Source organism: Ochrobactrum sp. MYb379 (genome assembly GCF_037479515.1).
Classification (GTDB): Bacteria; Pseudomonadota; Alphaproteobacteria; order Rhizobiales; family Rhizobiaceae; genus Brucella.
The window spans coordinates 135,144-161,338 of record NZ_JBBGYW010000001.1; the positions used below are offsets into that span (position 1 = coordinate 135,144).

Sequence of the window (26,195 nt, forward strand, 5' to 3'; positions counted from 1 at the left end):
ACATAAAATAGAAAAAGCCCCGGAATTCCGGGGCTTTTTTTAATTACTATCGCTAATCTCTTATTACATAACCAGAATAGGCGATTTCGCTGGTACGCGATTGTAGAGATCGATGATGTCCTGATTCATCAGGCGAACGCAGCCCGAAGAAACGGCCTTGCCGATTGACCACCATTCAGGATTTCCGTGAAGGCGATAGATCGTGTCTTTGCCATCTTTGAAGATGTAAAGAGCGCGCGCGCCGAGCGGATTTTTGAGGCCAGGGGCCATGCCGCCATTACGCGAGCTGTATGGTTCGAGTTCTGGCTGACGGGCAACCATCTCATCCGGTGGCGTCCAACGTGGCCATTCGCGCTTGTACTGAATGACTGCGCGGCCCGACCATGCAAAGCCATCACGGCCAATGCCGACGCCATAACGCATTGCCTGACCATTACCGAGTACCAAATAAAGGAAACGGTTGGTCGTATCGACAACGATGGTGCCTGGCATTTCGCCGGTCGGATCCTGCACAACCTGACGCAGATAGCGCTTGTCCATTTTCTGGATTGGAATGGCAGGGAGCTGATAGCCATTGTCTTCAACAGCCGCATACATGGATGCCCAGCTTCCATAGGAAGAATCAACGCTGGCTTGCGGCGTCCTGTTGATAGGATTGCCATTAGCATCAACATCTACGATTGGAACATTCTGCCCCAACTGAGCGCAACCGGCGAGGCCGGCCGCCGCTGTTGCTGTCATGGCCGTAAGAAAGGAACGGCGGGTAAGGGTCGTTTGCATATGAAAACCAGATTGGTGACGGGAGGGGTGTTAGATACAACGGTTAGGGTTAATGAAGTGCGACTATTCGTTGTAATAGTCGCAAATTCCGCGGTGATAACGAGTTCGAATGCATTTAGTTGCCGGCAAAACGCCCGATAAATGTGGCCTCTCGCCGTTTATAATGAGGCCTAAACATGGCTAAAGCGCCGTAACGGGTCTCGTGTTGCTGTTGCGACACAATTTTAGCCGCAACAGAAGGTTGTTCACCGCGCCGCATATTCAAGTTTTAGTGATATTCAATCCAGCAGTTCCAGATTCGGTAAAATGAGTGCGGGAGGATATTGCTTATATTCATCGGGTTGATTGGATCGGTTGATCCATACGGCCCGCATCCCGAATCGCGCGGCACCTGCAACATCCCAGCGGTTGGACGACTGGAATGAGATTGCCGAGGGGTAAAGCCGCCACTGCATCGTGATTAGTTCATAGACCGAAGGCGATGTTTTATAGCGCTTCACGCTATCAGCAGAGATGACATCATCAAGTAATACATCCAGTGCGGAGGATTTGACGGCGGCCTCCAGCATCGTTGGTGAACCGTTGGAGAGAATAGCCAATCGCGCGCCTCGGCTTTTCAAATTCTTCAGTGCTGCAGGGACTTCCGGGTAGCAATCGAGCTTCCAGTAAGCTTCCAGCAGGTCACCGCGCAGTGCTTTATCAACAGAAGGATAGCGGGCAAAGGCGAAATCCAGCGCGTCTTCTGTAAGCTTCCAGAAGTCGCGATATTCGCCCATCAGACTGAGTGTCCATGAATATTCGAGCTGTTTTGTGCGCCAAAGCAGAGAGAATGCAGCGCCATCCGGTCCCGCTTTATCCTCATGTCTGCGCACAGCGGAATGCACATCAAATAATGTGCCATACGCGTCGAAAACATAAGAACTATGGGGCACTGATTTTCTCCGTTCGTGCATCAATGTCAAAAAAAGTAAAGTGAACCCTATCCTTATGCAATTTCAATAAAAATTCATTGATTTGGTGGGTGAATTTAGAAAATGCGCCATTGCCGCATGCGACGTTGCGGCCTATGTAGATTGCGCACGCAAGTTTTAGGGCATGTGTTCGCACTGCCCATAGTCAGCTACTCAAAGTAAGCTGAAAGACACAAGAGGAGAGTTCCGATGGCCTTTGAACTGCCCGCCCTTCCGTATGATTATGACGCACTTTCGCCGTTCATGTCGCGCGAAACACTAGAATTCCACCACGACAAGCACCATCAGGCTTATGTTACCAATGGTAACAAGCTGCTCGAAGGCTCAGGTCTTGAAGGCAAGAGCCTTGAAGAAATCGTCAAGGAAAGCTTCGGCAAGAACCAGGCGCTCTTCAACAATGCCGGTCAGCACTACAACCATCTCCATTTCTGGAACTGGATGAAGAAAGACGGCGGCGGCAAGAAGCTTCCAGGCGCGCTTGAAAAGGCCGTTGAATCCGATCTCGGTGGCTACGACAAGTTCCGTGAAGACTTCATCGCAGCTGGCGCTGGTCAGTTCGGTTCGGGTTGGGCATGGCTGTCGGTTAAGGACGGCAAGCTCGAAATCTCGAAGACTGCAAACGGCGAAAGCCCGCTTGTTCATGGCGCAACGCCAATCCTCGGCGTCGACGTATGGGAACACTCCTATTACATCGATTACCGCAATGCGCGTCCTAAGTACCTCGAAGCTTTCGTTGATAGCCTCGTGAACTGGGATTACGTGCTCGAGCTTTACGAAAAGGCATAATTGCCATTTCATTGTGATCTGCAAGAACCCCGCGAAAGCGGGGTTTTTCTTTGCGGTTGGTCCAGAGCGTATTCTGAAATGTGCCACACGCTTATGTAGGTGAGCCGATTACAAGAATTTAGTTCAGCCCATAATAAATCATGACTATAAATATCAAGATAAGTATTATTTGATTTCCAGAATGTGATTCTGACATAATTAAACAATAGTATTGAATTCAAGTTTTTCACAATATCGTGTAATGTTTGTAATACTCCCTATAAATTCGTCATATTACTTTTGATCTGCGGGTTTTATTTGTCGATTCTGTTGCGCACACACGCATTGTATCGGATATTTTACCCAACATGATTGTTGTTCGATTTTGGATGTGGAGGATTACATGCGTTCATTTTTTCTCGCTGTGAGTTCGGTTGCTTTGTTGGTCGCCGGTGTGGCGCATGCTGACGCGATTGCTGATCGTCAGGCCATCATGAAGGATATGGGGCGTTCAGTCGGGCAACTCGCGCCAATGGTAAAGGGTGAAAAACCTTTCGATGCAGCGGCGGCTCTCGCAGCGCTCGAAAAGATTGATGCTGACGCGAAGAAGTTCGACGTCGACACTTTGTTCCCTGCGGGCTCTGATCAAGGCGATACGGAAGCGTCGGCCAAGATCTGGGCAAACAAGGAAGACTTCGTCAAACACGTCGAAAAGTTCCGCGCTGATGCTGCCGCAGCCGTTGCCGCCAAGCCTGCTGATCTTGATGCGCTGAAGCCGGTTTTCCAGCAGGTCGCTGCCAATTGCGGCTCGTGCCATCAGGTCTATCGTGAAAAGAAGAACTGATTAGCAAAGTCATGGTCCGAAAACTCGCATATGTCGCTGGCGTCGTGGTGATCCTGGGGGCTGCTGCATTCTGGGTGCTAACAACGCCTCAGACGGTTGATCAGTCGGTGATTGCATCTTTGCAGCCTGGTGATGCAGCGAATGGCGAGCAGATTTTCTGGGCAGGTGGCTGTGCATCGTGCCATGCCGCCCCCGGTGCGACGGGCGATGCGCGCAAGGTGCTTGCGGGCGGACATGAACTGGCTTCGGATTTTGGCACATTCATTGCGCCTAATATCTCGCCATCAGAACAAGGCATTGGTAACTGGACATTACACGACTTTGCCAATGCGATGCTAGAAGGGACAGGGCGGGCAGGGGAGCATCTCTATCCGTCTTTTCCATATACATCTTACGCTAAGATGAAGCCGCAGGACGTGGCCGATTTGTTCGTCTACATGAAAACGCTGCCAGAATCGGACAATGTAGCGGCGGCGCATAAGCTTGGTTTTCCATTCAATATTCGCCGTGGTCTCGGGCTTTGGAAACAGCTTTATCTTTCAGATAAGCCGGTTGTCGAACTGACCAATGCATCGGATCAGGTCAAGCGCGGTCAATATCTCACCGAAGCGCTGGGCCATTGCGCAGAGTGCCACACACCACGCAATGTCATTGGTGGGTTGGACACAAAGCAATGGATGGCAGGGGCGCTTTCACCTGAAACCGGCAGCGATGGTCGCAAAGGCATCGTGCCTAATATCACCTCAGGCGAGGGTGGCATTGGTGACTGGAGCGCGAACGATATCGCCTATGCGTTGCAAAGCGGCTTTACGCCAGATTTTGACTCACTCGGCGGTTCTATGACCGATGTTGTGGCCAACATGGCGCAGATAAGCGATGCAGATCGAGAAGCGATTGCAGCCTATCTTAAGGCGATCCCGGCGCATAAGAACGGCTATCCGTCCAATCGCTGATTAGCGTTTGGTGCAGCGAACGACAGTCGGCAATCCGGCATTGGTGTATTTGCTTTGCATTGTATAGAGCCAGCCTTTGCATTCAGACATTGTCTGAAAACAGCGGAAGCGATCAACAGGCACCAATCCATCACTGCTGACGAACGGGGAATCTTCTACGCCGCTGAATTGGCCAACAATAACGCCACTGCCGCGTGGTGGCGTGTTGCAGCGTTGCCCGGCATATTCGCTGACATCTTTGCGAACCTGTGCCTGCGCAAGCGTTGCGGGCGCCAACAAAGGAAAAGCAATAAGAGCGGTTAAAAGTGCACGATGCATGATCTGATCTCCGCGTCTGTTCATTTAAATAATATAAGCCCAATAAAAACTCCCGGCAAATAAACTGCCGGGAGCGGTACTCATGTGGCTTTCCTATACTTTCCCGACTGCTTTTAGGGCGAAAGCATAGGTGTAGGCCACTTCTTCTAGCCTGGAAAATCTACCCGATGCACCGGCATGTCCAGCATCCATATTGATGCGGAAAAGCACCGGATGATCATCGGTTTTTAGTTCACGCAACTTGGCGACCCATTTGGCAGGCTCCCAATAGGTCACGCGAGGATCTGTCAGACCAGCGACCGCGAGAATGCGCGGATAGGCTTGAGCCGTTACATTGTCGTAAGGCGAGTACGCCGCGATGGTGCGATAATCAGCTTCTGACGTAATTGGATTTCCCCATTCCGGCCATTCAGGTGGCGTGAGAGGGAGGGTGTCATCCAGCATCGTATTGAGCACATCAACAAACGGTACTTCTGCAATGATGCCGCCGAAAGCTTCCGGTGCGAGATTGGCAATAGCGCCCATCAGCATGCCGCCTGCCGAGCCGCCATGTGCAACAATCCGGTCGTGGCTGGTGAAGCCTTCGCCAACGAGATGCTTTGCAGCCGCGATGAAATCCGTAAACGTGTTGGTCTTCTTTTCACGCTTGCCGTTTTCATACCACGCAAAGCCTTTTTCCTTGCCGCCGCGAATATGTGCGATGGCGTACACAAAGCCTCGATCAACCAGAGATAGTCGTGAGGTACTGAAGCTTGCAGGCATGCTCATGCCATATGAGCCGTAGCCATAGAGCAGGCATGGCGCAGAGCCATCGAGCTTTGTATCCTTGTGATAGATCAGCGATACCGGCACCAGTTCACCATCGCTAGCAGGTGCAAGAACACGCCGCGTCACATAATCCTCAATGTTATGACCGGAAGGAACTTCCTGTGTTTTGAGTAAAGTGCGTTCGCGCGTGTTCATATTGTAATCGAAAAGCTGCTCAGGCGTGGTCATCGAAGAATAAGAGAAGCGGATTACATCCGTGTCATATTCCGCGCTGCCCTGAAGTCCGAGCGAGTAGGCTTCTTCATCAAACGCAATGGCATGTTGTTCGCCGGTCTTGCGGTCGCGGATGACGATGCGCGGCAGGCCGTTATCGCGCTCCATCCAGACGAGATGGTTCTTATACGCGCCGTGTGAGAGGATCAGGCGTCCCGGAACGTGCGCGACCAGTTCTTCCCAGTTTTCCTGCTGCGGTGCGGATGCAGGTGCGCGCATGATCTTGAAATCTTTCGCGCCGTCAATATTGGTCAGAATGAAGAATTCATCGCCGCCGGGCGCAATATCATATTCGACACCTGTTTTGCGGGCCATGACGAGCTGCGGCTTTGCCGCAGGATCATTTGCGGGCAGCAACCAGGATTCAGACGTTTCATGATCATGAATGTCGATGAAGATGAAATCATCGAGTGGCGAACCCCCAACACCTAAGAAGAACCCAGGGTCTTTTTCTTCAAAGATCAGTTTGTCCTGCGTCTGTTCGGTGCCGATCAGATGATAGAAGACTTTGGACGGGCGATGGTTTTCATCAAGCAAAGTATAGAAAAAGCCCTTGCTGTCAGCATCCCAGCTGCCGCCGCCATTGGTATCGGTAAGTACGTCTTCGAGATCCGACATTTTTTCGAGATCGCGAACTCTGAGTTTGTAAAATTCAGATCCCTTATCGTCATAGCCCCAGATCAAACGATTGTGATCGGGTGAATGATCAGCGGATGCTAGACGGAAATAGGCTTTATCTTCAGCCTCTTTGTCGCCGTCGAGAAGGATTGTTTCCGCACCACCATCGCGCGGCGTACGGATGAAATATGGCTGCTCGCCACCGGTCCGGTAGGATACGCCGTAAGCGTAGGGGCCATCCTTCGATGGAATTGATGAATCATCTTCCTTGATGCGTCCACGCATCTCGGCAAAAAGCTGTTTCTGAAGCGCGTCCGTGTCCTGCATCAAGGCTGTTTGATAGGCGTTTTCTGCGTCCAGATGCTCGCGAATTTCAGTTGCCAGAACAGAAGGATCTTTGAAGACTTCCTGCCAGTTATCAGCGCGCAACCATGCATAGTCATCGGTACGGGTGATGCCGTGCCGTGTATCACTTGCAGGATGTTTAGGTGCTTTGGGAGCAGTGGGGAAATTCTGATCGTGGGGCATGTATTATCCGGTAAAAAGCAAAAGAAATCAGTCCGAACCGTTGTGCCGGTCCGGACCGTCAAAAACAACAATTAATCCTGATCGAAGATCAATGCGTTACCATTCATGCAGTAACGCAGACCTGTTGGCGGCGGACCATCAGGAAAAACGTGCCCCAGATGTGCATCGCAATCCGAACAGCGGATTTCCGTACGGTTCATGCCATAGGAATGATCTTCAACTGCGAAAACTGCATCTGGCTCAATTGGTTGGTAAAAGCTAGGCCAACCTGTTCCAGACTCGTACTTCGTTTCCGACTTATAAAGCGGCTTATCGCAGCACACGCAGCGATAAATTCCATGGAGTGAACTATCAAAATTCGGGCTGGAGAAGGCGCGTTCAGTCCCGTGCTGGCGGGTGATCTGATACTGAATGGGCGTGAGTTGTTCACGCCATTCTGCATCGGTTTTAATGACTTTCAGGTGGCGGGTCTGATCAGTGGAATTAGACATTTGTTTCTCCTGTGAGTGGAGCCTAGCAGTTTTGATGATTACATGATCATTTGAATGAGGCGGAACAAGGGGGGCCGCACCTTCATATCACACAAAACTACAAGCGAATTGTTTGATCAAACTGTAGCAACACCTTTTCCAAAATGGATATATTGCTGATTTGATGTACGTCACTCAATGTACAGGTAAAACTTTCGTGTAGATCGATGGCCTTTAAAGGTAACTTGTATATATATTTGATGTAGCTACTGAAATTGAGTTTATTGATATGAATATATTCTGATTTAGCCTTTTTGTTGCCTTAGTCATTGATCATGATTTTCCCCAATAAATATGGTTGTTTTAGCTAGTGTTAAAAAGCTTATCGAAAAAAAAGATTGATTATGTTTGTCTTGTAAACTAAGGAAGCGCTACAGACAATCTATCACCTTTCCCTCAACTTTACGAATACAGCATCGAGCCAATTAGGGCGCCATCTATTGATGACAGTCTTTTTGGAAATTCAATTGCGCATAAATCGGAATTTTATTTGCTTGCTTAAGAAGAATTTCGTTCTTTTAATGTAAAGTGGTTTGACAATTCTATTGCAAATGACACTATTCATTGTTATTTGCGACACGGGCTAATGTTGGGCAGGGAAAAGAATTCGAGCAAGCCAGCCCCAGATTTTTGGGTGCTGTAGTTTGCCTGATATAAAGAGCGACTATAAAGGAAAAAAAATGGAAAACCCTGAAATCTACGACGAGAGCGCAGAATTGCTGCTCAGCCTGACTGCTGAAGTTGTTGCCGCTTATGTTGGAAATAATTCTATTCGCGCAAGTGAACTGCCTCTCCTGATTTCAGAAGTACATTCTGCTTTCAAGAGCAATGTTGTTCGTGAAGAAGCGCCTGTTGTCGTTGAAAAGCCAAAGCCGGCTGTGAACCCGAAGAAGTCGGTTCATGACGATTACATCATCTGCCTTGAAGACGGTAAGAAGTTCAAGTCGCTCAAGCGTCACCTGATGACCCACTATAGCATGTCTCCTGAACAGTACCGTGAAAAGTGGGATCTTGATCCTAACTATCCAATGGTTGCTCCGAACTACGCTGCTGCACGTTCGCGTCTTGCTAAGAAGATGGGTCTGGGCCGTAAGCCTAAGGACGCATAATTTACCGATACGTTAGATCGGACACTTGTTTTGCTATGAAGACAAGTTGATTATAGCCCGGCGCTCTTGTGTCGGGCTATTTTATTTGAACTTAGCTATTTTTTTTGGAATCATCAAAAATGAGCAACATGTCTTAATTGGCTGTTTGATCTCATAACAACTGTTCTGCCCAGTAACCTGTCGAGAGCCTGCTTTAAGGCGATATGCCTATTAAGATCATAGCTCCAATGACCGCTGACACCTTTCAGCCGCTCGCGTTCTATAAGCCGGGTAAGTCTATTTTCTGCTCGATTTTTTTCGTCTTTTGAAGCGTTTAGCAGCGTATCCATATCGATACCCGCTATGATCTGCAGCGCAACGCGCTGCATCGCTCCCATCCGGTCTTCATTACGTTTTGTAATAAAATCTTTGCAGGAATTACGAAGCGTGAGTTCCATTATCTATGTTCCACTTGTTGCGCTCTTTCTGGCGACAGAATGGCAGACGCTTCTGAGGTGTGGATAAAATTCCTATAATTTCGTAATGGCCTGATGATGGATGAAAATATGCTATAAATAAACTTATCCCCGCTTGCAAATTCCTCGCTATAAGAACATATTCCTATAACGGTGAGGAAAGATGAATGTCTCTGAAAACTCCGGATATCATCCATACCCGCGCAGAAGCTGTTGAGGCTTTAAAGGTCATTGCCGCGCGACACGGACGAACACTGAAACTGGATAATTCTGGTCCGGATCTGGGGCGCAGGTGCCAGGAAAAGAATATTGAGATCTGCGAAGCGTTGATAGACATGTTGTCTGCCTATTTCGGCGTTAGTGGTACTGAGTTGCGTTCGCCTATGCGATGCAGACGGGACGTTGCACAGGTACGACAGTTGGGCATGTATATCGCGCATACCTCTTTCGGCATGGTTATGGGCCAGGTCGCAATTGGATTTTCTCGTGAACGCACGACAGTCATGTATGCGTGCCATCTTGTTGAAGATCGCCGAGAGGACCGGGATTATGATGCGGTCGTTTCCGCGCTTGAAAAACTCGTTAACGTTGGATTCTCGGATTGGAGGATAGCAGCTTGAGTGAAATGTATTCGACGTCCGAAGCAAGAATCATTCGTTTTTTGAAACAGGGTGGATGCGAAGTCCAGGATTCTGTACGTGACACCCATGTTTTGCTTGTGGCTGACCACGGTACAATTGCAACAACGCGTAATGAACTTGATGCGATGCGAAAACGTGGCGTTTTGCTGTATAACGACGGTCGGCTTGTACTTGCGTCTCAAGCACGAAAGAGCTCTGAGAAAAAGCCAGCTACCGCTCGAAAGACTGAAACCATAGAGCTCGAATATGGTGAGAACGTTGAAATTAACCCTTCTGAATCGCCACTGACCAAACTCTTTAGGCTTCGCAATAGTAAAGGTGTGAGTTTCATTTCAGAAGATGAGTTTCGGGCCGGAGAACGGTTGCGTTCAGATTTTACCCGGGGGGCGATGATGCCTTCGATTTCAGCGCGGTGGGATATGGGTGTTGGTAATTCCACGCGTTCGGGGCCGGGAGGTATGGCTGAATTTACAGATATTGCGCTTGCAAGCCGGATGCGTGTTGAGCGCGCTTTGGATGCCGTTGGACCTGAACTAAGCGGCGTGCTTATAGATGTTTGTTGCTTCTTAAAGGGGCTGGAACTCGTGGAACGCGAGCGCCAATGGCCAGTTCGTTCCGGCAAAATGTTGCTCAAAATGGGGCTTTCGATGCTGCACCGGCATTATAATCCGCATTCAGGCAGGGAACCTCGCTCGACCGGTATTGTTCACTGGGGTGCAGAGGATTATCGCCCGGCAGCACGTCCACGGTAAGATTAGTTGCTGTGATGCTTTTTCACCACATTGACCCCGTCAACAGTTTGAATAACAAAGTCATTCTGACGGGGGAAATATGCTTAGTATTAGCAATAAGCTTGAAAATATTTTGTCAAAACTGAGAACACGTGTCGGCAGCGAGCGTGTTTTCAGTACTATTTATGCAGGCAGAGCCACAGCAGAAGCCAGCGAGTCTGATGAACGTTTTATGGCGGGGCGGGTGATTGGTCCGCTGGATGGTCGGATCATATCGATCAAAGACTTGTTCGATATTAAAGACGAACCGACGCTCGCTGGCTCTGTTATACGCAGAACTGCTGCGGTCGCGAGTGAAAACGCCGTAGTTGTCGAGCGTTTAAGGGCTGCGGGTGCAGTCATTATCGGCAAGACGCACATGACTGAGTTTGCGTTTACAGCTGTCGGCTTAAACCCGCATTATGGCGTGCTAGCCAATGCAATTGATCCACAGCGCGTACCGGGTGGTTCATCCTCGGGGGCCGCGGTCTCGGTTGCTGAAGGTACAAGTGAAATAGCAATCGGCTCTGACACGGGCGGTTCAGTGCGTATTCCAGCAGCGCTCAATGGACTTGTTGGCTTTAAACCGACGGCAAAGTGCATTCCCCTTGATGGCGCTTTTCCATTGGCACCATCGCTTGATTCGATTGGCCCAATCGCTAGAACGGTCGCGGATTGTATTCTTGCGGATGCTGTAATGGCGGGAGAGGCTCCTGTGTTGCCAGCGCCAAGGGCTTTGGACAGTTTAACGGTCGGTTTGCCGGAAGGCACGATGCTGGCCGATATGGAACCTGACGTTTGCGATGCTTTCAAACACAGCCTTAAGTTGCTTCAGGATGCAGGTGCGCGGGTCGTTTCATTCGAGCTGAATGACCTCATTCTTGAGTTGCGCAAGGCGGCTTCGATTGGGTCGATTGCGGGCATTGAAGCGAGCCATATCCATGCCGATACGTGGTTGAAAGATCCTGACGCGAATGTCGATGAACGTGTAAAACACACGCTCGCAAAACGTCTAAAAGTGTCTGAAGAGGACTATCATGGCCTTATGCAGATACGGCAAAGCCTCATGACCGAAATGGATCGGAGGCTTGCAGACATAGATTTCCTAGTGACGCCCACCACGCCAATCGTAGCGCCGACGATTGCGTCGGTGATTGACGATCCCGTCGAATATGACCGCGTTGAAGGGCTGCTTTTGCGCAATACGCAGATCGCCAATCAGTTCGATCTTTGCAGCATTACGCTGCCGATGCCCGTAACTGGAATGCCAGTGGGTCTTATGCTAACGGCGCGCAACGGCGCGGATAAGGAATTGCTCGCCGCCGCACTTGCTGTTGAAAAGCTATTAAGCTGATGCTTTAAGCGCTTCCGCATCGCGGCGGATACGCGCCACCATTGACCGCAGTCCATTGGAACGCTGCGGCGTCAGATGTTCATCCAGCCCGAGTTTTTTGAGAACCTCTTCCGGGTCGGATGCCACGATTTCGGAAGCTTTGCGCCCTGAATAAAAGGCGAGCACGATTGCAACAAGACCGCGCACGATATGCGCATCTGAATCGCCCAGAAAATCGATAACCGGGTCAGAACCTTCATGCGGAACGGTTTTGAGCCATACCTGACTGACGCAGCCCTGCACCTTGTGCGCAGCATCGCGCGCATCATCTGGGTATGCGGGCAGCTCTTTTCCCAGATCAATCACATAACGATAGCGATCTTCCCAATCGTCGAGAAATTCGAAGTCGGAAATGATGTTATCTATTGTCGTGGTCATGATATCTGCTCAAATTGGGTCACTGTTCGCTTGTCTATATAAGGACAAAGCGTGCGAACGTCACCCTAAACCATCAATTGCGAGAGGGAATTGCGCCGGTTGTCGAACGATCAAGTGCGCGAAGCCCTTCAGCGCGCGGGGTAGGGATCGGGATTTTCGAAATCGCTGTCTGATTTTGTTGAATGGAAACCTGCTGTGGGATTGTAGGTTCGGGTGAGGCCAGTGTTGCGGTTGGGGGCTTCGTGCCAAAGCGGTCACTCAGATATTCAAGTACACCGCCAGTGCGCTCCATTGCGCCGCTTGCAGCGCTGGATAAAAAAGACACGCCGTGTTCACACAATGAGGGATTGTTTACGCAGATCTTGCTGAGTTCCAGCGCAGTTTTGCCATTGGAAAGTAACTGTTCAATCTGGTCCGGTTTGGTGTTTGATGCAGCGTCGATTTGCTTCTGAGCCGGTGTGCTTTCTTCATCCGCAGGAAAAAAGTGCGGCATTATCATAAATGCCAACGACAGCCAGATTGCAGATTTGATGAGAAAACGGATCATTGCTCTCGAATGTGTTGGCCGGGATTGGCAAAAACATTCTTCACTAAAATTAAAAAGATTCCGTAACCGTAAGAATCGCTGGTCTCAAAAATGTTGGATTGGTTAATTGCCAAGCAGCGCCTAACCTTTATCCACCTTCTGTTTACCATAGCTGGAAAACTAGGGCTCCAGACTGTGAGATTTTACATCAATTCGCCCATCGCCGGTTTGTTTTATCGTTTCTTTAAAGCCTCGGCTGCATTCTGCCATCAACAGGCTAATCCCTGATGGATGTGCCGAATGAGTATTGAGTGAGTAAGGCAAGTTGAGCGCCATTCTTTTGAACGCAGCGGAGAGAGCAGGCACGAATGTGCTGGCGCTTGCGCGTTTTTATGAACGTTTTTGCCAGCGCTGGACTGATCGTTCAGATGCGTCAGCGATTCGCATCGTTGGTTCGTTCATGCTTTTGCCGGTGCTGCTGTTTGTATCGGTCTTTGCATCGGGTATTGCGAATGATTTTGCGACATACGCTGTGCTTGCAGCAAGTTTCGCAGGCGTTGCGATGATATTGTGCGCTTTGAGCCTGATGGGCGTGAATGCTGCAGTTCTCGGAACGCTGAATTTTGCCGTGTATGGCGCTGGTCTTGCCACAATCGCGGCACTTACCAATGGCAGCAGCATCGTGCTTTGGGTGATGGCGGCAGCCTTTCCATTAGAAGCATGGTTGGTGAGCGGTAAACCGCTTGCAGCGCTCGCAGCTGTTGGTGCGGCAGCTCTTATTCTAGCTGCCGGTGGTCTTACTGTTGCAAGCGTGTCGGCCGCTGCACTGATCATCTCTCTCTTATATATAACAAGCCTTATCGCTCGTAGTTCGACGGTCCAAACAGTGGTGGTTTCGGCTCCGCAGGCTGCACAAAAGCCGGTTATTGCAGCTGGTGATATTCTCATGACGCTCGATGCTGACGGCGTTGTTTCAGAAATCGGAATGGCGTCTGCAGCAACTCTTGGTGTTCAGTCGACAACGCTGGAAGGCGTCGCACTGCTTGATCGCGTTCACGTCGCTGATCGCGTCCAATATGTTTCTTTGCTTGCTGATCTGCGCTCTGGTCGTAACGCGCGTCCTGCCGATGTGCGCCTTCGCACAATCGAAGATGGCAATACCGTGTTCCTGTCATTCCGCATGGAAGGTGTTGCAGCGAACGGCGTGATGACGCTCACTGGACGTTCGCTGGAAGGTGAGCACCGACTGCTTGAAGAAATCAATGCTTTGAAAGCTGAGCTTGAAGCAGAACGCATTGGCAAGGGGCGTCTTCTGGCAACCGTCAGCCATGAGCTGCGTACGCCGCTCAATTCGATCATCGGTTTCTCGGATATGCTCACGCACGAAATGGGCTGCCAGTTGCAGGATGAAAAGCAGCGCGAATATGCGGGACTTATTCATAAGTCTGGCCATTATCTGCTCGAACTGGTCAACTCGGTACTCGATAACTCCAAGCTCGAAACTGGCACCTATCGCATTGAGCCACAGAGCTTCGCTTTCCGTGAAGCTGCTGATTTGTGCGCGTCTGTTATGCTGCCACAGGCCGAAAAGAAAGGCCTCGCTTTTTGTCATCGTGTGAATGCGATGACCGGCGATGTGGTCGCTGATCGTCGTGCAGTTCAGCAGATTTTGCTCAATTTGACAGCCAATGCTGTGAAGTTCACCCAGTCGGGTGGTTGCGTCACCATTGATGCATCGCGTGTTGTGATTGACGGTAGGCCGCAGCTCGAAATCATTGTTGCAGATACAGGAATTGGTATTGAGCCGGAAGATATGCAGCGCATCGGATCGCCGTTCGTGCGGGCCGATAATCAATACACGCGCGCGCAAGAGGGAACTGGCCTTGGGCTCTCAGTGGTCCGGGGATTGGTAGAGCTGCACCAGGGCTCGATGAATATTAAAAGCTGTGTGGGCGAAGGAACGGTTGTGACTGTTCATCTGCCGGTGGCAGGCCCGCAGAAACTATTTGATCAGGATTCTTTGGGAGAAGAAGACGAACAGCAACTTGGCACGGTCATTGACATGCACCGTCACCAGGGAGAACGGAACAATGAGTGGAACAAAGACGAAAACCGTGAACAGAGCCAAGAGCGGATCGACGCGCAAGCCCGCAAAACGGCCTAGTCTCGGACGTCGTCTGCTTCAGGTCTTTTTCAGTTCGGCTTCGTCGCTGGCGATTTTCGCTGGCAACTTTATCGTGCGCAATCCTGTGCTTACCGGCGGCGCGACGGCCTTCGCAGTCGTAATGGGCTTTGTTTCGGCCAATGCACTCTGGTATCAGCCTGAAGCGCATAATGCTGTCTTCTTCAAAACTCGTACCGATTTTGTCTTTAAAGCGACGCCGCGCGCCTATCTGCCCGGAACCGCTCCAGAACATAAGCAGGAAGTAACAGCAAACGTTCAACCCGCTGCAGCGTCAGCACAAACTCAGACAGAATCAGCCGAGCTTTCGCCGGATCGTTTGCAGCTGACTGGTTCCGTCGATGAAATGCTGCCAGCATTGGCACCTAATGCTGATGTTGAAATTGCTCGTCTACAACAACGATTGCTGACGCTTGGTATCTATCAAGGTGCAGTTGACGGCTTTACAGGCCCACAGACACGTGAAGCCATTGAACGCTGGCAGGCATTGCAGAAAAAGGTGGGAGCGCCTGCGCAGAACGGTGCAGTTGCGGCGCCGAAAGAAGATGATGTCGCGAAGCTTATAGATACTGCAGTGCCGACACCACGACCTCAGCCTGCAGTTCTAAAGGTCGAAACACCTGCAAAGCGTGCGCCTGATCTGGCATCTCTGGAAAGCAAACCCGCGCAGCCTAAGAAGCAGCCAGTCGAACTGGCCGCATTCCAATCGCAGGCGAAGATTTCGTCGCAGGATATCGTCCGCGTTCAGGCTGGCCTGAAGGCGTTTGGTAATGAAATGGTCAGCGTTGACGGTGTTCCCGGCAAATCGACACAGGATGCCATTCGCGAGTTTCAGAAACTGTTTAAACTGCCTGTGACTGGCGAAGTTGATGCTGCGTTGATTTCTAAAATGCGCGAAATTGGCCTGATCAGCTGATACGGGATAAGCTATGCGCCTGACATCGGACTTCTGGGTTTCTGCGCTAATCCGCAAAGTGCAGGGCGAGGGCGGCTTTGCCTATTTGGCGCGTCGCGGCTCTAAGGAAGCGGGAGCGATTTTCATCAAGATCAGTTCACGCTTTGGCACCTCTGATCTTTATTCACCCGCGCCGCAGACTTCTTATGAAGAAAATAGCGATGGTGAACGCATGTTTTTGCGCATTCTCCACGATGTCGATGATCTTAAGGTCAGTGAAAGGATGGAACGGGAAACCCGTTTCGACCCTGATCTTTGGCTGATTGAGCTGGAAGATGTAGCCGATCCGACTAATCTCTTCTCAGTCGCTTTGGATGACTTATAGGCTGGTTCGAATGGAGGCGGAATCGACGTTTGCAGCCGTAACCATCTCACGCAATTTGCTGCGCAGTGCCTTTGACATGTCGTCAGCTTTCCAGCGACGGACGAGCATGACAGCTTTTTCCTGATCAATAGAGCGGTAAATCTGAATAAATTCACGCAATCCGTCACGGTCGGCGACAACTGGTCCGAGGATTGCAGACATAATCATGAAACATTCGGATGCCGACATGCCGAGCGCACGCAAGGCTATCGGTAAATGCGAATCTGGCCATTTTCCAATGATGCGGTCGGCACGATCAAAAGACACATCCAGCGAATCAGCAAGAGCCGTGCGGAAAATCTGATCATCAATCAGAAGCGCCGTATCGATCAGGTGTTCCGGTGTCGCAAGTGTGCCGGGATTGAAAAAAGAGGCTTGTGGCGCTTCTTCGTCCGCGTGTTGATCCTCATCAACTTCGGAAAGGCTGGCCGACTTCCCCGTTTCTATGCCTGCAAGGTTCTCTTGCAAAGCAAGCAGACGGTCGATCACGGCATCATTGAAGCTGCGCAACACACCTTTGAGCAACGGGTCGTCCGACTGCCTGCGTGCGATGGCGCGGGCATGGGCTAGTCCATTTTTACTGATAATATCGAGAAGGTCTTGAGGTCTTAAAGTTGCCGAGCGTAACAAAATTGGCGCTGAAATTTCGACGGGCTCATTGGCCAGAGCGAGGACCAGACGTCGCGGCGCATCTTCGATTTGTGCAATCGCATTGGCTGCTTGTCGTTTGCCACGCAAGGTCGCGCGGTCAAGAAGCGGGAATGCGAGATCTTCAAGCTGATGTGCGTCTTGTCTTCCGGGGCGCGTCAGTGAGGCAAACGCAGCTATTGCAGCGACCAGAAGGTCGTCCGCTTTGCTGCCATCAGCTCTCGAATTTGACTGGTTCCGATTGCCTGAAATCTCTTCCAGGACGCGGAACTGATCGTTTGTCACGCAGGGTACTCCGGTAGGCTAAAACTATGAACGCGGCCTGCCGCATGTCGGCATCATGGATAATAATTATGAAGCCTTAGCAACTCATTAACCGTGCGCGAGAAAGTGTCTGTTTTGAGGCAGTTAACTGCCTTCGTAAGTTGAACAACGCGCTTGATTAAAGAAGCTTTGCACCTGCTGGGTCCAACTTACGTCAGGGACGAAGCTGTGCAGAACGACTGCACCTTCGCTAATATCCTGTTCGATAATGATTGACCGACCATCATTCTGAACGCCTTCTGAGCGCAGCGCAGCAATACCAATTGGATCAGCAATAATCAGATCAAGCTGGCGGTCACCGGCAACACTGTCATTCAAACTGTAAAGATTGTCGCCATTCGGTGCATAAATGGATAGCGACCAGAAAGGCAGGTTGCCTTTCGTTGTGATATGCACAGGCCCATCCGTCAAATCAAACCGGCATGCAGCCTGCCGCATGAGCGGGTCCTGGTCACTCACAAGGCGGGATGTTTCGGAAAGAACATGGAAGCGATAGGCGTCACCAAGGGCTTCGAGATGTGACCATGCGTTTTTGCTCGAATAGAACGGAACCAGCAGTAAGACGGCTATATGCACAATCGCTGCACCAACGAGACCAAGAAGAAGCAGGCGCAGTATTTTAGCCACGGCAGGCCTCCGTGTTCGCGAGAGGCGTGATGCGCGGCATAATAAGATCAACCAGACCGGAAGAACTGGCGGCAGGCGTATCATACAGTGTCATGACCAACACAAAGTTGCCTGCGCCTTCAACGGGTAACCAGTTGTCAGGGCTGGCATCGGGGCTGATGGTAATTCTCACGCTGCCGTCTTGTTCATACAGCACCTCGCGCGAGTGCAGGGCTGGCTGCAAGCCTGCGCGTGGTGCAATTGGCTCAAGATCGGTGCTTGCCGGATAGAGCGTCCAGAACCTTGCAGAAGGAGTGAAACCGCTCAAGCTATAGCTGCATCCCTGGCGCAAGTCGCGTCCATTACTATCCCTACGCGCATAAAAGGGGAGACCTTCGGCGGTGCCGAGCGCAAGATAGGCCTTACGTGCTGCACGCGCTTTCGAATAAGGATCGGCATCGGTTGTGCCTGCGGCTGGATACGCATTCCACGCGCCGAGCTGCAACTCGCCGAAGCCATCAAAATGATCCAGCGCGTAATCGGTTGCCAAAATGCCGCCGCCAAGCGCAATGACGAGTACCGTAATGACTTTGAGGATTGTTTTCAGCATTCTGATCTCAAAGTACCGATACTTTACTGCGTGCGGCAAGAGCAGGAACCGGCGGTGAATTACGCAAAGCGTCGCTCAGCTCCTTAAGCGTTTTGGTAGCGACGGGCGACAGCACGCGTGGAGCTGCCGACATGGCTTCTTCTGGCTTGTCTGTTGCCGCTACTTTCGGCTCTGTTGATTTCGCCGGAGCCGGGAAGGCGGGCGTGATGCCGGGGATTGGCTTTAATTCGATGTTTTGATGAGCATAATTCATCATCCGCTGCCACGCCATTGCAGGTAGAACGCCGCCAGTTAGTTCCTTCATCGGTGTGAAATTATCGTTACCAAACCAAACGGCAGCCGTGAAGTTTCCGGTAAAGCCAACAAACCATGCGTCACGATAGTTTTGTGTCGTGCCGGTTTTGCCGCCAACGCGTGTCATTGGCAATGCAGCGCGTCGCGCTGTCCCGCGTTCCGGCACTTGCACCAGCATCGAATTCATCTCGAATGCTGCTTTTTCAGACAATGCCCGGTGCGGCTTTGGTGCATCGCGTGAGAAATCCCACAAGACTTTGCCTTCCGACGAGACGATCTGGGTGAAGGCATGCCGGTTGCCAGCCATCCCGCCATTGGGAAACACATTAAAGCCGGTCGCCTGATCCATCACTGTCATTTCAGAGGTGCCAAGAACCATTGTTTTATGGGATGAAATGTTTGATTCCACACCCATGGCTTTCGCCAGCGCGACGATAGGCGCAGTTGTCAGATGATCCTTGGCAAGACGAACCGGCACGGAGTTTAGCGATTTTACGAGTGCTGTCGTCAGATCGACGCGTCCGGCAAAGCTGCGGCCATAATTGCGCGGTGCCCAGTTGCCCCAGCTGACGGGTGCATCGGAGACGATGGTATTCGGTGTCAACCCTTTTTCCATGGCTGCGGCGTAAACATATGGCTTGAAGGATGATCCAGCCTGACGCAGCGCTTTGGTCGCGCGATTAAACTGGCTTTCGCCATAATCGCGTCCGCCGACCAGTGCGCGTACCGAACCATCATTGGCAATCACAACGGTGGCGGCTTCAGAGACGTTGTAGTCTTTGCCGTTCTGACGGAGGTAGAACTCAAGCGATTCTTCTGCGGCTTTTTGTAGATTGCGATCCAGCGTCGTGCGAACGGTGAGCGTATGATACGGTAGGTGCCCCGCGACTTTCTTGACTTCATCAAAAGCGAAGTCGAGGAAATAGTCTGGGCTTTCATTTTTGGCGCGGTCAATGATGCTGGCTGGATTGCGGCGCGCAACGGCAACCTGTCCATCGCTCATGAAACCGCTTTCAACCATGTTTGAGAGTACAACATTAGCGCGTGCGCGCGCTGCTGGCAGATTGACATGCGGGGCGAATTTGGCAGGCGCTTTGAACAGGCCTGCAAGCATAGCGGCTTCTGCCAGCGATACGTCCTTAACGTTTTTGCCGAAATAAAACTCCGATGCCGCAGCAATCCCGAATGTACCACCGCCCATATAGGCACGGTCGAGATAGAGCTGGAGTATTTCTTTCTTGCTCAGATTGCTTTCAAGCCAGATTGCAAGAAACGCTTCCTTAATCTTACGCTCAATGGTGCGTTCATTGGAAAGAAACAGGTTCTTGGCAAGCTGTTGTGTAAGCGTTGACCCGCCCTGAACGACGCCATTGGCGCGCAGGTTCTGGCTCAGCGCACGACTAAGCCCCCAGAAATCGATGCCATAGTGATCAAAGAAGCGGCGATCTTCGGTGCCAAGAACGGCTTTAATGACATGATCCGGCAATTCATCGATCGGTACAGCCTGCCGGTGTAGAATGCCGCGTTGTCCCAGTTCATTACCATAGCGATCAAGAAAGGTTACTGCGTAGTCGTCCTGCGCACGCCAGTCTTTTTTCGTTTCTTCAAATGCAGGCAAGGCCAGAGCAAGCATTAGAACAGAGCCAATGACGCCCAGCGTAAAGCCTTCATCCAGAATTTCGACAACAAAGCGTCGGAAGCCACGAACCCGGAATTTTCGTGAGAAAATTGTGATGCTTTCCCACCACTCCCGAGCATAAAAGCGCAGATTATAAAGGCCGGAATCGATCCATGCATCAAGGCCGATAAGGCGTGAAACCCTGAAGGGCTTGCGCCCTTTATTTTCAGAATCTTCATCAGTCTTGTTACGCATGAACTCTACTTTTTAATCGTAAAAGTTGCGAGACGAGCAGAACCTGCCATCGAACCATATCAGATAATAAAGCGATAACTCATGTTAATTCGTAAACGAAATGCAGAAAGTCATACGAGAAAAAAATCTTAAATAGGAAAATAGTCCTTGACGGCGTAACGGTGCTTTGCTATCAATTAGATACAGTCAGAAAAGTGTGACTGATCTGGATGAGAGCTTTAGTACCCCCGGCTTTCATCGTTATTGCAAAACCCCGGAAGCATCATGCTTTCGGGGTTTTGCATGAGAAAGGGCAGTTATAGTGCATCCCGAAAAGTGCGAAGCGGTTTTCGAACAAGATGCACGTTGAAACAAATATTTAGAGCGCCGATCTGATAAAATTAGATCGAAATGCGCTCTAACGGAAATTGCCGTTGAAAACGCAAAAAATAGACGAGCGCCGCGAGGCGCGGGTCAGGCTGGCTTTTTGCCTGCAAATGAAACACGACATTGCACTAGCTGAGATTGTTGAGCTGATGGGATGTACAGAAAAACAATATCTTCAATGGCTGAAGCTTATTGGCCTTGATGAAAAAACACTTATCAAACCCTCCGCCACGGACACGGCTCTGCAAAGATTACAGAGCGAACTTAACAAGCTAATAGATGCTGAAGAATTGCCGGATAAGGGTAAAGCCGAAGCTTTGATGGCGTTGGCGAAGGCTGTGAAAACCGTAGGCGAGCTTGCGACTGAAACGGGCGTTGCCGAAGCCAATGAAAACACTCAACAGGTAAGTCTTGTTGAGGTTAAAGCGGCGCTTGCTCGTATAGACAGGAGAATTAACGAACTTGCAAAAAGGCGCGCACGGGAAATCCTGGGCGGCGGACTTGACGCAAAATCAGATCATGGCAGTGAACAGCGAGTGGTTGTTTAGCGCGCGCGATGCGCAACTGCCACCGTCGGGTGACTGGCGCACATGGCTTATTCTGGGTGGTCGCGGATCGGGGAAAACGCGTGCTGGGGCCGAATGGGTATCGGGAATGGCATTGGGGCTTGCGCCATTTTCTTCAAGACATTGCGGACATATTGCATTGGTGGGCGAGACTTTTGCCGATGCCCGCGAGGTGATGGTTGATGGTCCCTCCGGCATATTGTCGGTCTCGCGTTTGTCGCGCCCACGTTATGAGGCGACGCGGCGCAGGGTTCTTTGGGATAATGGTGCAGTGGCGTCCCTTTATACATCGGAAGATCCGGACGGGTTACGTGGCCCACAGTTCGATGCCGCATGGTGTGACGAAGTGGCAAAGTGGAAAAATCCGCAAGCCACATGGGATATGTTGCAGTTTGGTCTGCGATTGGGGAGCTTTCCGCGTCAGGTGGTGACGACGACACCGCGCGCGGTTCCATTGCTGAAATCATTAATGACCGACAGCTCAGTTGAGATGACACATATGCGTACGTCTGAGAATGCAGAGCATCTTGCGAGTGGTTTTATTGAAACGATCAATCAGCGATACGCGGGTACGCGGCTGGGGCGGCAGGAACTCGACGGCGAACTGATTGAAGAACGCGCAGGTGCATTGTGGTCGCGTGAGCGGATTGAGCAATGTTTTGAACAGTCCGCTCCTGAGTTGATCCGTATTCTCGTGGCGATTGATCCGCCTGCTTCATCGGGCAAATCGTCTGATGCCTGTGGGATTGTTGTCGCTGGTATCGACGAAAATGGCATTGCGCATGTGCTGGCTGACGAAAGCATGAGCATGGCTAAGCCGCATCAATGGGCGCGGCGTGCGATTGCTCTTTATCATGAATATGAGGCTGACGCGGTGCTGGCTGAAGTAAATCAGGGCGGTGAGATGGTTGCTGCTGTGCTTGCGGCAGAGGATGCAACTGTTCCGGTTTTGATGCGGCATGCATCGCGGGGCAAATGGTTACGCGCCGAGCCGGTGGCGGCACTTTATGAGCAGGGGCGTGTTCGTCATGCGGGACGGTTTATAGCACTTGAAGATGAAATGTGCGACTTCGCGCCGGAAGGTCTTTCGAGCGGACGTTCGCCGGATCGTCTCGATGCCATGGTCTGGGCGCTGACCGAACTCATGCTTGGGACTGATCGAAAGCCACGTATCCGGCGTTTCGGTTAATTTTTACAATCATTGGAGAGCCGATATATGGCGTGGAACTGGCCGTGGCGTAAAGCTGCCGCGAACGCACCCTCATATTCTGATGTGGGGCGTGAGAGAAAGAGCGCGCAAGGTTTTGTTGCCCTGCATATGGAGCGTGGGCCGTCATGGATTGCGCGGGATTATACCTCGCTGGCACGTGAGGGCTTTATGCGAAATCCGGTGGCACATCGTTGTGTGCGGCTGATCGCGGAAGCGGCCAGCAATGTGCCGTGGCTGCTTTATGAAGGCACGACCGAACATGAAGTGCATCCGTTGCTTGATCTGATTTCGCAGCCGCAAGGCGGACTGGATAGCAGCAGCTTCTTTGAGCGGCTTTATGGACATTTGCTTATTTCGGGCAACGCGTATGTCGAACGCGTTGATTTGCCAAGTGGGCGCAGCGAACTGCATCTTCTACGGCCTGAAAGGGTGACGCTCGAAACATCGAGCGATGGTTGGCCGCAATCGTTGGTCTATCGCTCAGCCAATACGAGCCGTGTTGTTTCGCTGGCGGGTGCAGCTTCTGCCGGTTTGCATCTCAAACTGTTTCATCCGCTGGATGACCATTATGGTTTTCCACCCCTTGAAGCAGCCCTAATGGCGCTTGATCTGCACAACGCAGCAGGGGCGTGGAATAAGGCATTGCTTGATAATTCGGCTCGCCCTTCCGGTGCGCTGGTCTATGCACCGAAAGACGGCGGCAACCTGACCGAAGAACAGTTCGACCGGCTCAAAACTGAACTTGAGGAAGGCTACACAGGCGCTGCTGGTGCCGGGCGTCCGCTGCTGCTTGAAGGTGGGCTGGACTGGAAAGCCATGGGCTACAGCCCGCAGGATATGGATTTCATCGAAGCGAAAAATGGTGCCGCACGCGATATCGCGTTGGCATTTGGTGTGCCGCCAATGCTGCTCGGCATTCCGGGTGACAATACCTACGCCAATTACGCAGAGGCCAATCGTGCCTTTTATCGCCTGACTGTGCTGCCGCTGATCAACCGCACGGCAAAGGCTTTCGGTTGCTGGCTGGGGCCAATTTTCGGTGACGATCTCAGGCTTGAGCATGACACAGATCGCATAGAAGGCCTTTCTCTGGAACGTGAATCGTTGTGGCGGCGCGTCTCCGACGCCTCTTTTTTAAGTGACGATGAAAAACGCGATGCGGTTGGCTACCAGCCACGCGCAGAAAGGAGAGCAACATGAGCAATTTGAGTGAAACCGTTATGGCATCCGATGCAACACTGGTGTGGTTCGCTAAGATTGCTGGAGCCGTCGCCGGTTCAGCCGTGTCGCTTGCTTATATGTTGCCAAATGGCAAGCGTGAAGCAGGCATTCGCTTTGCCGTCGGTATCATCTGCGGCATGGTTTTTGGCGGTGCGGCAGGGGTGAAAATTGCCGGAACACTGTCACTTGAACCTCTGTTAGGGCGCGCCGAAGTAATGCTGATGGGCGCGACAGCCGCAAGCCTTGCCGCATGGTCGGTGCTTGGCATTCTCAAGCGCTTTGCGGAACGTGTGAAACATGCACCGCTTCCCGGACTCCCATCTTTGCAAAGGAGCCGGAATGATAAAGCTTGAAACCAAGCGTGCATCACTGGCGCTCGAAGAAATTGAAATCGACGGCAGTTTTTCGGGCTATGCGAGTGTGTTTGGGCTGCCTGATCTTGGAAACGACGTCATCGAAAAAGGCGCTTTTGCTAAGTCGCTTCTATCTCGAAAATCCTCTGGTGTGCGTATGCTCTGGCAGCATGACGCGGCTGAACCAATTGGCGTCTGGACTGATATTCGTGAAGATGCACGCGGCCTTTATGTCGAGGGCAGACTTGCTAAAGGTGTGGCACGCGCCCGCGAAGCACTGGAACTGATGCGGGCTGGCGGGCTGGATGGTTTGTCGATTGGCTTTCGCACCGTGAAAGCGCGCAAGGATGCGCGCACGGGATTGCGACACATAACGGAAGCGGACCTATGGGAAATCTCGGTGGTGACCTTTCCCATGCTGCCGCAGGCGCGGATCAATAATCTCAAGGCGGATTTGCCGACAGTCAGAGAATTTGAACGATGGCTCACGCGGGATGCGGGGCTAAGCCGTTCTGCTGCACGTCTGGTTATAGCCAAAGGCTATTCAGCACTTGCAGCCTTACAGAGCCAGGACGGGCGGGACGCTTTCCGGGCAGATGATGCAGCGTTGGCGCAGCGTATGCGCGCCGCTTGCAAGATGATGTCACTTAACTAATCAGGATCAAAAATGGAAAAAAAACATGCAATCCCGCTCGAAACCAAGAGCGTGGAAACGAAGGCGCTTGGGAACAACGGCGATGTTTCGGAAGCTTTTGACGAGTTCATGACTGCCTTCTCAGCGTTCCGAGAAGCCAATGATGAGCGTCTGAAAAAGGTCGAAAAAAGTGCCGATGTTGATGTGCTGCTGCGCGACAAGGTTGATCGTATCAATCGTGCACTCGACGAACAAAAGCAGGCGCTTGATCAGTATGTATTAAAAAGCGCTCGTCCACAGCTCGGCAAAGGTAACGCTATCGTCGACGTTGAGCATAAGCAAGCTTTTGACGGCTATGTACGTCGTGGCGACGAACAGGCGCTACGCGGTGTCGAGCAGAAGGCACATTCCTATGCATCGGGTCCCGACGGCGGCTACCTAGTGCCAGCAGAACTTGAAACTGAAATCGGTCGTCGTCTGGCTGTGCTCTCACCGATCCGTGGCATTTCCAGTGTCCGTCAGGTGTCCGGTTCGGTTTTGAAAAAGCCGTTTTCGGTGAGCGGCCCGGCAACGGGTTGGGTCGGTGAAACCGATGCCCGTCCGCAGACTGCATCGGCAAAACTGGCAGAGTTGCAGTTCCCAACCATGGAAATCTACGCCATGCCAGCGGCAACCGCGTCACTGCTCGACGACGCGGCCGTGAATGTGGAACAGTGGATTGCCGAGGAAGTGGAAGCAGCCTTTGCTGAGCAAGAAGGTGCGGCGTTCATCACTGGCAATGGTCTCAATAAACCGATGGGTTTTTTGAGCTATAGCACTGTCGAAGATGCAAGCTGGGAATGGGGTAAGATCGGCCATATTGAAACTGGTGTTGCGGGAGCGCTACCTGCAGCCGATCCATCCGACAAGCTTATCGAACTCATCTATGCATTGAAGGCTGGTTATCGTCAGAACGCCAATTTCGTGATGAACCGCAAGACCCAGAGTGTGCTCCGTAAGCTTAAAGACGCAGACGGAAATTATCTCTGGCAGCCACCAGCGGCTGTTGGTGAAAAGGCATCGCTGATGGGCTTTGGTTTGGTAGAAGCCGAACATATGCCGGACATTGCTGCCGATGGTACGCCGATTGCTTTTGGTGATTTCGAGCGAGGCTATCTTGTTGTTGATCGTATCGGTGTGCGCGTGTTGCGTGATCCATATTCTGCCAAGCCATATGTGCTGTTCTACACCACTAAGCGCGTAGGTGGCGGTGTGCAGGACTTCGATGCGATCAAGCTCCTGAAGTTTACCGCCTGATTTTTTTGTAATGCCGCTACACGATCTACCTGCCGGTTTTGGCAGCTAGATTCAATTTGCGAACGCGTTGAAT

Annotated in this window: 28 protein-coding genes; 16 read left to right on the plus strand and 12 right to left on the minus strand. The window is 51.5% G+C overall.

All coding sequences use genetic code 11. The annotated features are described in order from the left end of the window. Window positions 1-63: 63 nt before the first annotated feature. Together WH356_RS00695 and WH356_RS00700 are read right to left on the minus strand one after the other, a co-directional pair. Window positions 64-780: a L,D-transpeptidase gene (locus WH356_RS00695; RefSeq protein WP_339508100.1), complete on the minus strand. Its 717-nt coding sequence runs from the start codon at window positions 778-780 to the stop codon at window positions 64-66. 278 nt (window positions 781-1,058) lie between these two features. Continuing rightward, entirely contained in the window at window positions 1,059-1,712 is a 654-nt protein-coding gene (locus WH356_RS00700) for a haloacid dehalogenase type II (protein ID WP_339508102.1), read from the minus strand. Window positions 1,713-1,940: 228 nt separating this feature from the next. On the opposite strand from WH356_RS00700, the gene WH356_RS00705 reads away from it, so the two are divergent. The 3 genes from WH356_RS00705 (at window position 1,941) to WH356_RS00715 (ending at window position 4,313) form a co-directional block, all read left to right on the plus strand. Beyond that, on the plus strand, window positions 1,941-2,537 hold the full coding sequence (locus tag WH356_RS00705) for a superoxide dismutase (RefSeq protein ID WP_339508104.1): 597 nt from the start codon (window positions 1,941-1,943) through the stop codon (window positions 2,535-2,537). A gap of 382 nt (window positions 2,538-2,919) precedes the next feature. Continuing rightward, window positions 2,920-3,360 (plus strand): c-type cytochrome, encoded by a 441-nt coding sequence (locus tag WH356_RS00710; RefSeq protein ID WP_339508105.1) that lies wholly within the window; start codon window positions 2,920-2,922, stop codon window positions 3,358-3,360. Window positions 3,361-3,371: 11 nt separating this feature from the next. Next, window positions 3,372-4,313: a cytochrome c gene (locus WH356_RS00715; protein WP_339508107.1), complete on the plus strand. Its 942-nt coding sequence runs from the start codon at window positions 3,372-3,374 to the stop codon at window positions 4,311-4,313. Here the strand turns inward: WH356_RS00715 and WH356_RS00720 are convergent, their stop codons facing one another. From WH356_RS00720 to msrB, 3 genes are all read right to left on the minus strand, one after another. Then, entirely contained in the window at window positions 4,314-4,631 is a 318-nt protein-coding gene (locus WH356_RS00720) for a hypothetical protein (protein WP_339508108.1), read from the minus strand. 93 nt (window positions 4,632-4,724) lie between these two features. After that, window positions 4,725-6,818, minus strand: a complete 2,094-nt coding sequence (locus WH356_RS00725; protein WP_339508110.1) for a S9 family peptidase — start codon at window positions 6,816-6,818, stop codon at window positions 4,725-4,727. 71 nt (window positions 6,819-6,889) lie between these two features. After that, a complete protein-coding gene (gene msrB / locus WH356_RS00730) occupies window positions 6,890-7,309 on the minus strand; it encodes a peptide-methionine (R)-S-oxide reductase MsrB (RefSeq protein WP_310010702.1) in 420 nt (139 codons plus the stop codon). Between the two features lie 719 nt (window positions 7,310-8,028). Between msrB and WH356_RS00735 the strand changes: the two genes are divergently transcribed. Beyond that, a complete protein-coding gene (locus WH356_RS00735; RefSeq protein ID WP_310010701.1) occupies window positions 8,029-8,457 on the plus strand; it encodes a MucR family transcriptional regulator in 429 nt (142 codons plus the stop codon). A 113-nt stretch (window positions 8,458-8,570) separates the two neighbouring features. Here WH356_RS00735 and WH356_RS00740 read toward each other — a convergent pair whose 3' ends face one another. Beyond that, complete coding sequence (locus WH356_RS00740) at window positions 8,571-8,897, minus strand: cytoplasmic protein (protein ID WP_339508899.1); 327 nt, start codon at window positions 8,895-8,897, stop codon at window positions 8,571-8,573. Between the two features lie 182 nt (window positions 8,898-9,079). Here WH356_RS00740 and WH356_RS00745 point away from each other — a divergent pair, with 182 nt between their 5' ends. From WH356_RS00745 to WH356_RS00755, 3 genes are all read left to right on the plus strand, one after another. Next, a complete protein-coding gene (locus WH356_RS00745) occupies window positions 9,080-9,532 on the plus strand; it encodes a helix-turn-helix domain-containing protein (protein WP_445253606.1) in 453 nt (150 codons plus the stop codon). After that, window positions 9,529-10,305, plus strand: coding sequence for a DUF6456 domain-containing protein (locus WH356_RS00750; RefSeq protein WP_339508111.1), 777 nt, complete (start codon window positions 9,529-9,531; stop codon window positions 10,303-10,305). The genes WH356_RS00745 and WH356_RS00750 overlap by 4 nt, the downstream gene beginning before the upstream one ends. Window positions 10,306-10,384: 79 nt before the next feature. Beyond that, entirely contained in the window at window positions 10,385-11,677 is a 1,293-nt protein-coding gene (locus WH356_RS00755) for an amidase (protein WP_339508112.1), read from the plus strand. Here the strand turns inward: WH356_RS00755 and WH356_RS00760 are convergent. Then, the gene (locus WH356_RS00760) at window positions 11,669-12,094 is read right to left on the minus strand and encodes a SufE family protein (protein ID WP_339508113.1); all 426 of its coding nucleotides are present in this window, start codon (window positions 12,092-12,094) and stop codon (window positions 11,669-11,671) included. The genes WH356_RS00755 and WH356_RS00760 overlap by 9 nt on opposite strands. A gap of 73 nt (window positions 12,095-12,167) precedes the next feature. Next, window positions 12,168-12,641, minus strand: coding sequence for a hypothetical protein (locus WH356_RS00765; RefSeq protein ID WP_339508115.1), 474 nt, complete (start codon window positions 12,639-12,641; stop codon window positions 12,168-12,170). A 304-nt stretch (window positions 12,642-12,945) separates the two neighbouring features. Between WH356_RS00765 and WH356_RS00770 the strand changes: the two genes are divergently transcribed. The 3 genes from WH356_RS00770 to WH356_RS00780 are packed head-to-tail and all read left to right on the plus strand — an operon-like array spanning window position 12,946 to window position 16,082. After that, complete coding sequence (locus tag WH356_RS00770; RefSeq protein ID WP_339508116.1) at window positions 12,946-14,784, plus strand: sensor histidine kinase; 1,839 nt, start codon at window positions 12,946-12,948, stop codon at window positions 14,782-14,784. Next, window positions 14,711-15,718, plus strand: coding sequence for a peptidoglycan-binding domain-containing protein (locus tag WH356_RS00775; RefSeq protein ID WP_339508117.1), 1,008 nt, complete (start codon window positions 14,711-14,713; stop codon window positions 15,716-15,718). The genes WH356_RS00770 and WH356_RS00775 overlap by 74 nt, the downstream gene beginning before the upstream one ends. Before the next feature lie 13 nt (window positions 15,719-15,731). After that, window positions 15,732-16,082, plus strand: coding sequence for a DUF1491 family protein (locus WH356_RS00780; protein ID WP_339508118.1), 351 nt, complete (start codon window positions 15,732-15,734; stop codon window positions 16,080-16,082). On the opposite strand, the gene WH356_RS00785 is transcribed toward WH356_RS00780, so the two are convergent. From WH356_RS00785 to WH356_RS00800, 4 genes are all read right to left on the minus strand, one after another. Continuing rightward, complete coding sequence (locus WH356_RS00785) at window positions 16,077-17,054, minus strand: DUF2336 domain-containing protein (protein WP_339508119.1); 978 nt, start codon at window positions 17,052-17,054, stop codon at window positions 16,077-16,079. The genes WH356_RS00780 and WH356_RS00785 overlap by 6 nt on opposite strands. A gap of 123 nt (window positions 17,055-17,177) precedes the next feature. Beyond that, window positions 17,178-17,720, minus strand: a complete 543-nt coding sequence (locus WH356_RS00790; protein ID WP_339508120.1) for a DUF1254 domain-containing protein — start codon at window positions 17,718-17,720, stop codon at window positions 17,178-17,180. Next, window positions 17,713-18,309 carry a DUF1214 domain-containing protein gene (locus WH356_RS00795; RefSeq protein WP_339508121.1) on the minus strand — a complete coding sequence of 199 codons (597 nt, stop codon included), beginning with the start codon at window positions 18,307-18,309 and terminating at the stop codon, window positions 17,713-17,715. The genes WH356_RS00790 and WH356_RS00795 overlap by 8 nt, the downstream gene beginning before the upstream one ends. 7 nt (window positions 18,310-18,316) lie before the next feature. After that, entirely contained in the window at window positions 18,317-20,476 is a 2,160-nt protein-coding gene (locus WH356_RS00800; protein WP_339508122.1) for a transglycosylase domain-containing protein, read from the minus strand. Between the two features lie 413 nt (window positions 20,477-20,889). On the opposite strand from WH356_RS00800, the gene WH356_RS00805 reads away from it, so the two are divergent. The 6 genes from WH356_RS00805 to WH356_RS00830 are packed head-to-tail and all read left to right on the plus strand — an operon-like array spanning window position 20,890 to window position 26,122. Then, entirely contained in the window at window positions 20,890-21,390 is a 501-nt protein-coding gene (locus tag WH356_RS00805) for a hypothetical protein (protein ID WP_339508123.1), read from the plus strand. Continuing rightward, window positions 21,362-22,597, plus strand: a complete 1,236-nt coding sequence (locus tag WH356_RS00810; protein ID WP_339508124.1) for a DNA-packaging protein — start codon at window positions 21,362-21,364, stop codon at window positions 22,595-22,597. The genes WH356_RS00805 and WH356_RS00810 overlap by 29 nt, the downstream gene beginning before the upstream one ends. 27 nt (window positions 22,598-22,624) lie before the next feature. Beyond that, window positions 22,625-23,818 (plus strand): phage portal protein, encoded by a 1,194-nt coding sequence (locus WH356_RS00815; RefSeq protein ID WP_339508125.1) that lies wholly within the window; start codon window positions 22,625-22,627, stop codon window positions 23,816-23,818. After that, complete coding sequence (locus tag WH356_RS00820; protein ID WP_339508126.1) at window positions 23,815-24,192, plus strand: DUF6107 family protein; 378 nt, start codon at window positions 23,815-23,817, stop codon at window positions 24,190-24,192. Before WH356_RS00815 ends, WH356_RS00820 begins: the two co-directional genes overlap by 4 nt. Then, entirely contained in the window at window positions 24,179-24,847 is a 669-nt protein-coding gene (locus WH356_RS00825; protein ID WP_339508127.1) for an HK97 family phage prohead protease, read from the plus strand. Before WH356_RS00820 ends, WH356_RS00825 begins: the two co-directional genes overlap by 14 nt. 12 nt (window positions 24,848-24,859) lie before the next feature. Further along, a complete protein-coding gene (locus WH356_RS00830; protein WP_339508128.1) occupies window positions 24,860-26,122 on the plus strand; it encodes a phage major capsid protein in 1,263 nt (420 codons plus the stop codon). Window positions 26,123-26,195 lie beyond the last annotated feature (73 nt).

Coding starts and splice junctions, on each gene's coding strand:
- WH356_RS00760 (WP_339508113.1), bottom strand. CDS start 12,094: ATGACCACGACAATAGATAACATCATTTCCGACTTCGAATTTCTCGAC.
- WH356_RS00710 (WP_339508105.1), top strand. CDS start 2,920: ATGCGTTCATTTTTTCTCGCTGTGAGTTCGGTTGCTTTGTTGGTCGCC.
- WH356_RS00810 (WP_339508124.1), top strand. CDS start 21,362: ATGGCAGTGAACAGCGAGTGGTTGTTTAGCGCGCGCGATGCGCAACTG.
- WH356_RS00780 (WP_339508118.1), top strand. CDS start 15,732: ATGCGCCTGACATCGGACTTCTGGGTTTCTGCGCTAATCCGCAAAGTG.
- WH356_RS00735 (WP_310010701.1), top strand. CDS start 8,029: ATGGAAAACCCTGAAATCTACGACGAGAGCGCAGAATTGCTGCTCAGC.
- WH356_RS00725 (WP_339508110.1), bottom strand. CDS start 6,818: ATGCCCCACGATCAGAATTTCCCCACTGCTCCCAAAGCACCTAAACAT.
- WH356_RS00705 (WP_339508104.1), top strand. CDS start 1,941: ATGGCCTTTGAACTGCCCGCCCTTCCGTATGATTATGACGCACTTTCG.
- WH356_RS00720 (WP_339508108.1), bottom strand. CDS start 4,631: ATGCATCGTGCACTTTTAACCGCTCTTATTGCTTTTCCTTTGTTGGCG.
- WH356_RS00800 (WP_339508122.1), bottom strand. CDS start 20,476: ATGCGTAACAAGACTGATGAAGATTCTGAAAATAAAGGGCGCAAGCCC.
- WH356_RS00755 (WP_339508112.1), top strand. CDS start 10,385: ATGCTTAGTATTAGCAATAAGCTTGAAAATATTTTGTCAAAACTGAGA.
- msrB (WP_310010702.1), bottom strand. CDS start 7,309: ATGTCTAATTCCACTGATCAGACCCGCCACCTGAAAGTCATTAAAACC.
- WH356_RS00775 (WP_339508117.1), top strand. CDS start 14,711: ATGAGTGGAACAAAGACGAAAACCGTGAACAGAGCCAAGAGCGGATCG.
- WH356_RS00820 (WP_339508126.1), top strand. CDS start 23,815: ATGAGCAATTTGAGTGAAACCGTTATGGCATCCGATGCAACACTGGTG.
- WH356_RS00765 (WP_339508115.1), bottom strand. CDS start 12,641: ATGATCCGTTTTCTCATCAAATCTGCAATCTGGCTGTCGTTGGCATTT.
- WH356_RS00795 (WP_339508121.1), bottom strand. CDS start 18,309: ATGCTGAAAACAATCCTCAAAGTCATTACGGTACTCGTCATTGCGCTT.
- WH356_RS00745 (WP_445253606.1), top strand. CDS start 9,080: ATGTCTCTGAAAACTCCGGATATCATCCATACCCGCGCAGAAGCTGTT.
- WH356_RS00830 (WP_339508128.1), top strand. CDS start 24,860: ATGGAAAAAAAACATGCAATCCCGCTCGAAACCAAGAGCGTGGAAACG.
- WH356_RS00825 (WP_339508127.1), top strand. CDS start 24,179: ATGATAAAGCTTGAAACCAAGCGTGCATCACTGGCGCTCGAAGAAATT.
- WH356_RS00695 (WP_339508100.1), bottom strand. CDS start 780: ATGCAAACGACCCTTACCCGCCGTTCCTTTCTTACGGCCATGACAGCA.
- WH356_RS00715 (WP_339508107.1), top strand. CDS start 3,372: ATGGTCCGAAAACTCGCATATGTCGCTGGCGTCGTGGTGATCCTGGGG.
- WH356_RS00815 (WP_339508125.1), top strand. CDS start 22,625: ATGGCGTGGAACTGGCCGTGGCGTAAAGCTGCCGCGAACGCACCCTCA.